A 7,530-nucleotide genomic window follows, 5' to 3' on the forward strand; every position below is an offset into this window, starting at 1 on the left:
TCACTACCGGTCGATATCGGCCAGCACGTAGTCCATCGCGCCCAGGATGCTCAGCAGGTCGGCCACTGTATACCCTTTGCTGATATACGGGATCATTTGCATGTGCGGGAACGAGGGCGTGCGCACGCGCAGCCGGTACGGCGACGTGTTGCCGTCGCTGATCGCATAATAGCTGTTGGCGCCCTTGGTCGCTTCGATGCAGCTCATGGCTTCGCCGGCCGGGATCACCGGTCCCCAGCTCACGCCGAGAAAATGGGTGATCAATGTTTCGATGTCTTTCATGGTACGTTGCTTCACGGGCGGCGTCGCCAGGGGGTGCGTTGACTTGTAGTTCCCTTCGGGCATATGCTTCAGGCACTGCTCGATGATGCGCAGGCTTTGGCGCATCTCTTCCACGCGCACCACGGCGCGGTCGTAGCAGTCGCCGTTGTAGGCGACGGGGATCTCGAAATCGAATTTCTCGTAGCCGGAATAGGGTTGTTTCTTGCGGAAGTCCCAGTCCATGCCGCAGGCACGAAGCCCCGGACCGGTAACGCCCCATTCGATGGCTTCTTCTTTTGTAAAGATGCCGATGCCGACCGTTCTGGCTTTGAAGATGCTGTTGCGCATCACCATCGCATCGTACTCACGCAACCGCTTTGGGAAGTAGTCGACGAAGCTCCGCACCAGTGTTTCCCAGCCCCTGGGAAGATCCTGGGCCACGCCGCCGATGCGAAACCAGTTGGGGTGCATGCGGCCGCCGCAAACAGCCTCTACGATATCGAAGATCTTCTCGCGGTCGCTGAACATATAGAACACCGGCGAAAGCTGCCCGAGGTCCTGCGCGAAGGTGCCATACCACACCAGGTGGCTGGCAATGCGGAAGAGCTCACACATCATGACGCGGATCACCTGGGCACGTTCGGGCACCTCGATGCCCGCGAGCTTTTCGACCGCCAGCAGGTAGGCCAGGTTGTTGTTCACGCCGCCGAGGTAATCGATCCGGTCGGTATAGGGAATATAGGTGTGCCACGACTGGCGTTCGGCCATCTTCTCGGCGCCACGGTGGTGGAACCCGATGTCGGGTACGGCATCTACGATATCTTCACCATCCAGCTGCAAAATGATGCGCAGTACGCCGTGGGTGCCCGGGTGCTGCGGGCCGATGTTGAGGAACATAAAGTCCGCATCATCGTGCTGGGTAAGCATGCCCCACTCTTCCGGTTTGAATTGCAGCGCCGCTTGCTCGCGGTCCTGCTTCTCGTCAAAGAGCCGGAAAGGGCCCATCTCGGTGGCGCGCGCCGGATGTTCCTTCCGCAGCGGGTTGCCCTGCCAGCTTTCGGGCATGAGCAGGCGGCGCAAGAAGGGATGGCCGGAAAAGCGGATGCCGAACATGTCGAACACTTCGCGTTCATACCAGTTGGCATTCGACCATAATTTTGTGATGCTGGGGACCGTGGGGAATTCTCCGTTCAGGGCGACTTTCAGGCGAATAAACGCATTGCGATCGAACGAGAAGAGGTGGTATACAAGCGTGAAGTCGCTGGAGGGATGATGATTCTGGTGGGGATTTCGCTGGCGGGTCCGCTCGTCGATGGCGGTCATGTCGAACAGGAGCGGATACGGATGCTCGATACCGGTCTTGAGGTACGCTAACACCTCCCGCAATCTGTCCAACGGCAGCCACACGGTGGCCATGCCATCGCGGGTGGACTGCTCGGTGAATGTAGATTCACCGAATTTTAGCTTTAACAGCTCCGTTGTTTGGGGTATTGTTTTCATTACACTGCGGCGCACGACTGGTGCCCCGGGACAGGTGTAGGTTTCAAAAATCAGTCGGTCATCGTTTCGTGTTTTCGTTACACATAGTTTTGTTCACCGGTGTCTTGCACCGGACGGTTTGCATGCGGATGCCGGTCGGGGACCGGAATCATATTTCATCGGGCGAACGAAAGCTTACCATTTGCCTGCGTTGCTCCTGTTTTTTTTCTTTCATCGAGATCTTCTCGGGCCGGATCACGCCTTGTTCACCGATCACCCAGCTCAGCGGACGTTTTTCCTGCTTTACGCCCGACGCCAGCAGCATGAGCCCTTCCATAAAGGCATCGGGGCGCGGCGGGCATCCGGGCACATATACATCTACGGGCATGAATTTATCCACGCCCTGCACGACACTATATATATCATACATTCCGCCGGAGTTCGCACACGATCCCATGGAGATCACCCACCGCGGTTCCATCATCTGTTCGTACAGGCGTTTGATGATGGGTGCCATTTTAATAAAGACGGTACCGGCAATGATCATGACATCCGCTTCGCGCGGCGTACCGCGGATCACCTCGGCGCCAAAGCGGGCCACGTCGTATTTCGGCGTCATGCTCGTGGCCATTTCCACAAAACAACACGACAGGCCAAAGTGAAAGGGCCACATCGAATTGCTTCGTCCCCACGCCAGCAGGCTTTGTACCGATGTGAGCATTACGCTTTGGCGAACAGCTTCTTCCATGGAGCTGTTGCCTTTCACGGCGTCGGTCGATCCGTTGGTATGGTTGAGCCACCAGTTCATGTTTTCTTTCCGGTTAATTGTTTGTATGCCTTCAGTATCTTCTTGCCGTCGGGACCGAAGTCGAGGGCGCCTGCACGCCACTCGTAAATGAGTACGACCAACAGCAGGATCAGGAACACGATCACGCCGGCATAACCGTACCATCCCAGTTCCCGAAAAGCGATCGCCCACGAGAAAATAAAGATGGTCTCTACGTCAAAAATGACAAAGAGCATGGCTACCAGGTAAAATTGCGAGGAGAAACGTATACGCGCAGAACCTGCGCTCAGAATACCACCTTCGTAGGGATCGTGGGTGGCACGTTCTTTATGATGCTGGCCCAGTACGTACGATACGCCCAGCATCGCGCCGACGAGGCTTAAAACGATCAGGCCATAGAGGAACAGCGGCCAGAGTGGAGCACTATGTTCTGCAGGATCCAAGGGTTGGATGGTTAGCGTACCATGACATCAAAGTTTTAGTTCAACATACAAACTAGATCGTCCGCCGTAGCGGTCCCGCGAAGGAGGGGCACTTACCCGTTGTAAATGCCGGCTGGCCTGCCTGTCGGCAGGCGGATTATTATTGGTGATGACCCGTTATATACTGCTCGAGGTCTTCGATGATGGCGCGCTGCTCGTCTATAATAAAGCGCACAACATCACCGATCGAGATCATGCCTGTGAGTTTTCCGCCGTCACATACCGGCAAATGCCGGATGCGGCGGTTGGTCATCAGTTTCATACAACTTTCGATACTGTCGTCGGGCGATACGGTGATCGGATTTTCGGTCATGATCTCTCCTATTGCAGTATCTTTGGACGACTTGCCTTTCAGTATCAGTCTCCGGGCATAATCACGTTCGGTAAAAATGCCCAGCAATTTCTCACTACGCTGATCGGTTATGATCAACCCGCCAATGTTCTTTTGCGACATGAGTTCGATCGCATCGTACACGGTAACGGCGGGCTCTACAGAAAAGACTCCATGTCCTTTTGCTTGAAGAATGTTTCTTACTGTTCCCATACGCCGGAAGGGGTTATGATTACGAAGTAGTTTGAATATACAACAATTTCAAACAGAAATGCAAACGTTTACGGACACAAAGTTTGTAAGCGGTATATACTTGATGCAGAGGCCCTCGTTTCCTTAAAATTATCAAGGCCGGACCTTAAAAATCGTGTCCGCCGTCAACGCGGGTACTGGATAATTATTCCTTATATTATAGAGCGACGGCACGACTTCTATCGGATGCCCCGGCGGCTGTAACGATACCGCCAGTCAACCACAACACGATCCCGGCTTTACCGATACCGTATAGGCTATACATTTACACCCTGCTATATCCATAAAATTCTGGGGAAACACTCTCATGAAGATCGATCCAATCGAGATGGTATAAAATATTCTCGTCTTCGTTATTTTTAAAGATGAGTAGCTTGATAGAAGATAAAAAAAAAGAGTACCTTCGGATATTGATGTGGAAATATTGCCCGTTGGCACGCAACTTCATTCATACGATACATGAGCACCTTCCCAGACACCCAGTCACTTGAACATTATAGCGATAAAGACCTGATACTCGCGATTAAACAAGGAGACAAGGCAGCACAAGATTATGCCGTAAAAAAGTACGGGCATAAAATCCTTCCCATCCTCCAGACTTTAACAACCCGGAGCAGGAGTTTGGAGTCCCTGCTCAAAGAATTATTCTCGCTTTCCAGGAAATTAATTACCGGAATAAACAATTCGCACCACCTAAAACCCATCACCATTCTGTTAAAGGCCGCCGATATCATGATCACTACAAGAAAACAAAATTCCTACCCAGCCCCCGTGCCCGCCGCCATCAGCCTGTACTTTGACGCATCCCAGTTTGACAGCACCGAAATTGCCGATATTATCCATCTTCTCTCCGATACCTATCGGATCATCGGGGGTGACGCGTTAGTCATCAAGAAGATGGATTATCTAGACTTGTCACCCGTTAGCCGGTCATGATCGATATAGACGAAGAAGAACCGAAATTTGTACGGATCGAGATCGAAGGCCTTAACGCTGAAAAGTGGTATCAGTTGCGGACAAAATTTATTCGGGCGATACACAAGACGTTGGACACTGTGATCGATCATGAGCATAGCAGTACCCTGCGCGATGAAGCAAAAAAGTTCACGACGGAATTATTAAACTACGGGAAAGCCAAATTGCAACGGGCCGGGTTAGAAAACGAAGAATTAATGGCACAAGTAGATCTGCTATACAGTCAAAAAGAAAAGGAGTTAGCCGAGGCGCGGAAACTGCATGCCGAGGCGGAGGCGTTGGAGATCAGGAATAACATCCGAAAGCTAAAGCTCGGCATCGGAGGCATGAAGGCACTTATGATTGGTGAAACCGGCAAAGAGGAAATATTATTCCTCAAACAGATGGACCACTTTCTGGAGATCCTCCGGGATTTTGAAGGGGATAATAATGTGAGGCTGCAGGGGTAGTAGTGAACAATGCCTGCAGACATAGAGGCACGCATGAGGGGAAAAAACCCTTTTCGCAGTTTGTCGAAATATAGTTACTTGACAAACAAAACCCCCTATCTGTCATGAACCCCAACAAACAACTCTGGGAAAAAGGAGACTTTACCCGTATCGCCGCAAGCATGCGCGAAAGCGGCGCAGCGCTGGTCGACAAGCTGAGCATTGCACCGGGCATGCGTGTGCTTGACCTTGGCTGCGGCGACGGCACCACGGCCATCCCGGCGGCGAAAGCAGGCGCTACCGTATTGGGCGTAGATATCGCCAGCAACCTGGTGCAAGCCGGTAACGCCCGGGCCAAGGCCGAAGGCCTTACTCACTGTACCTTCCAGGAAGGCGATGCCACGAACCTGCAAGCGTTATCCGACCATTCGTTTGACCTTACGATCAGCATCTTCGGCGCCATGTTCGCCCCCAGGCCACACGACGTGGCGCGTGAGATGGTACGCGTTACACGCCCCGGTGGCCGGATCGTTATGGGCAACTGGATTCCCGGAGACCCTACCCTTGTCGCGCAAATATTAAGAGTCAGCTCAGCCTATACGCCGCCGCCACCGGAAGGGTTTATCAGCCCGATGCTGTGGGGCGTAGAGGACCAGGTGATCGAACGCTTTGGCAGCGCGGGTGTGGCGAAAGAGAAAATAACGTTTATTCGCGACACCTATACGTTCCTTGCGCCGTTCCCTCCTGTTCAATTCCTGGCGCTGTTTAAAGATTATTACGGGCCTACCATGAATGCTTTTGAAGCGGCGGCCAGGAACGGTAAAGCAGAGGACCTGCAGCGTGAGCTGGAAGCGCTCTTTACCAGTCAGAACAAGAACGGTGCGAGTGGTTCGACCCATATCCCGGCTACGTTCCTTCGCGTTACGGTGGCATTGTGAAAATAGCCAGGCCCGTGTATACTTTTGAAATGTACGGCCACAAAAAAAGATCGGCTTCCGGCCGATCTTTTCAATAGTATATTAAAAAGAGCTCTTAATCCACTATTCTTGTCACATTGACGGCATTCATGCCTTTCTTACCACGCTCCACTTCATAGGTAACTTCGTCGTTCTCACGGATCTCATCGATAAGACCTGAAACGTGAACGAAAATGTCGGCGGATGAATCTGACGGCTTAATGAATCCAAATCCTTTGGCCTCATTAAAAAACTTTACTGTTCCTTGCATTTGTATTGAAATTATAAATAAAAAACCTCGTTCCATCGGGTTGCCCCGAGGCTGGTAATAATAATCTGGATTGCTACGGAGAAATCTTAGAGAAAATTATTATTGAAGAAGGGTGAAGACAACAAACTGTTTTTTGGGAACTTCTTGCTGAAAAGCACTATTTCTTAACGATGCCCAAAGGTAAGATGATTATTCGGATTTTCCTAATCCAGCCTACACGGGACGTGCCCGCGCGTCATCCATCCATTTTTAACGTCTGCACGGGGTTACTGCGGGAAGCCCGGAAAGTTTGCGTGCCGATCGTCACCAGGCCCAGTACGAGCAACGTTATGGCGCCGGTCAGCACGGTTCCCAGACCGAAACCGACCCGGTTCGGAAGCGACTGCAGCCACAGGTTGTTGACATAGTAGCTCAACGGACCACCCAGGCAGATGGCGGTTCCCAATACTTTTAAAAAAGACATGGAGAGCAACAGGGCAATGCTCGAATCGTCGGCTCCCAGGATCTTGCGGATTCCTACCTCCTTCCGTCTTCTTTCGGTGGTATACATCGCCATGCCGAGCAACCCCAGGCATGCGATCACGACCGCGAGGAAGGCGATGAAGCCCAGAATGGATACCACATCAAAAAAGCCGCGGTACATCGCATCCAGTTGGTCTTCATAGAAATCATACCGGAAGGCATTCACGGGATCGATCGTTTTCCATCGGCTTTGCAGCCGCGCCAGCGTGCCGGGTATATTGCCGGGAGCGATCCTGACACTTACGTAGCCAAAACTTCCAGGCTGGTAACGCAACACGACGGGGTGGATCCCGTCTTCGTTCACCAACGCCGTATGTTGAAAATCTTTCGTTACCCCGACAACGACAAACTCCTCCGCATCTCCCTGGGGTTGAAGCACCTCCCCCACGATGTCAGACGCCTGGACGTACCCCAAGGCGCGCACGGCGGCCTCGTTCACCAGGACGAACCTGCTGGCCGAATCACCGGACACCTTCCTATTTTCACCTGCCACCAGGCTGAGCCCCAGGTTGCCGAGAAAGTTACCATCCGTCTGTAATACGCTGAACCGCGTATACTCCGCGTCACTGCCCGCCACCCGCAAGCTCATGCCATTCTGCACATTCGTCGCGGGAATAATGTCAGAAGCCGAGACCGATGCAACGCCCGACACCGTCAGAAACTCATTCGTTACCCGCTTGTAGTCATTCCCCTGTAAGGATACATTGACCACGTTCTTCGCATTGAATCCATACTGTCTCATATACACCTCTGACGCTGCCGACGAAGTTGGCTGTGTAGCACTCG

General features: G+C 52.5%; 9 protein-coding genes. 3 read left to right on the forward strand and 6 right to left on the reverse strand.

The window, feature by feature from the left end; translation table 11 throughout:
- Positions 1 to 3 precede the first annotated feature (3 nt).
- From nuoC to KK078_RS26170, 4 genes are all read right to left on the reverse strand, one after another.
- Positions 4 to 1,761: an NADH-quinone oxidoreductase subunit C/D gene (gene nuoC, locus KK078_RS26155; RefSeq protein WP_254093295.1), complete on the reverse strand. Its 1,758-nt coding sequence runs from the start codon at positions 1,759 to 1,761 to the stop codon at positions 4 to 6.
- A 148-nt stretch (positions 1,762 to 1,909) separates the two neighbouring features.
- Positions 1,910 to 2,548: an NADH-quinone oxidoreductase subunit B gene (locus KK078_RS26160; RefSeq protein ID WP_317195996.1), complete on the reverse strand. Its 639-nt coding sequence runs from the start codon at positions 2,546 to 2,548 to the stop codon at positions 1,910 to 1,912.
- Positions 2,545 to 2,970, reverse strand: a complete 426-nt coding sequence (locus tag KK078_RS26165) for an NADH-quinone oxidoreductase subunit A (RefSeq protein ID WP_254093296.1) — start codon at positions 2,968 to 2,970, stop codon at positions 2,545 to 2,547. The genes KK078_RS26160 and KK078_RS26165 overlap by 4 nt, the downstream gene beginning before the upstream one ends.
- 139 nt (positions 2,971 to 3,109) lie before the next feature.
- Positions 3,110 to 3,553 (reverse strand): CBS domain-containing protein, encoded by a 444-nt coding sequence (locus tag KK078_RS26170; RefSeq protein ID WP_254093297.1) that lies wholly within the window; start codon positions 3,551 to 3,553, stop codon positions 3,110 to 3,112.
- Positions 3,554 to 4,051: 498 nt separating this feature from the next.
- Between KK078_RS26170 and KK078_RS26175 the strand changes: the two genes are divergently transcribed.
- The 3 genes from KK078_RS26175 (at position 4,052) to KK078_RS26185 (ending at position 5,933) form a co-directional block, all read left to right on the forward strand.
- Positions 4,052 to 4,528 carry a hypothetical protein gene (locus KK078_RS26175; RefSeq protein ID WP_254093298.1) on the forward strand — a complete coding sequence of 159 codons (477 nt, stop codon included), beginning with the start codon at positions 4,052 to 4,054 and terminating at the stop codon, positions 4,526 to 4,528.
- A complete protein-coding gene (locus tag KK078_RS26180; protein WP_254093299.1) occupies positions 4,525 to 5,016 on the forward strand; it encodes a hypothetical protein in 492 nt (163 codons plus the stop codon). The genes KK078_RS26175 and KK078_RS26180 overlap by 4 nt, the downstream gene beginning before the upstream one ends.
- 104 nt (positions 5,017 to 5,120) lie before the next feature.
- Positions 5,121 to 5,933 (forward strand): class I SAM-dependent methyltransferase, encoded by an 813-nt coding sequence (locus tag KK078_RS26185; protein WP_254093300.1) that lies wholly within the window; start codon positions 5,121 to 5,123, stop codon positions 5,931 to 5,933.
- Positions 5,934 to 6,027: 94 nt separating this feature from the next.
- On the opposite strand, the gene KK078_RS26190 is transcribed toward KK078_RS26185, so the two are convergent.
- Positions 6,028 to 6,222, reverse strand: a complete 195-nt coding sequence (locus tag KK078_RS26190; RefSeq protein ID WP_254093301.1) for a cold-shock protein — start codon at positions 6,220 to 6,222, stop codon at positions 6,028 to 6,030.
- Between the two features lie 235 nt (positions 6,223 to 6,457).
- The coding region (locus KK078_RS26195) for an ABC transporter permease (protein ID WP_317195997.1) at positions 6,458 to 7,530 on the reverse strand (1,073 nt) is incomplete at its 5' end.

It is taken from the genome of Dawidia soli (assembly GCF_018598185.1).
Lineage (GTDB): Bacteria > Bacteroidota > Bacteroidia > Cytophagales > Cyclobacteriaceae > Ohtaekwangia > Ohtaekwangia soli.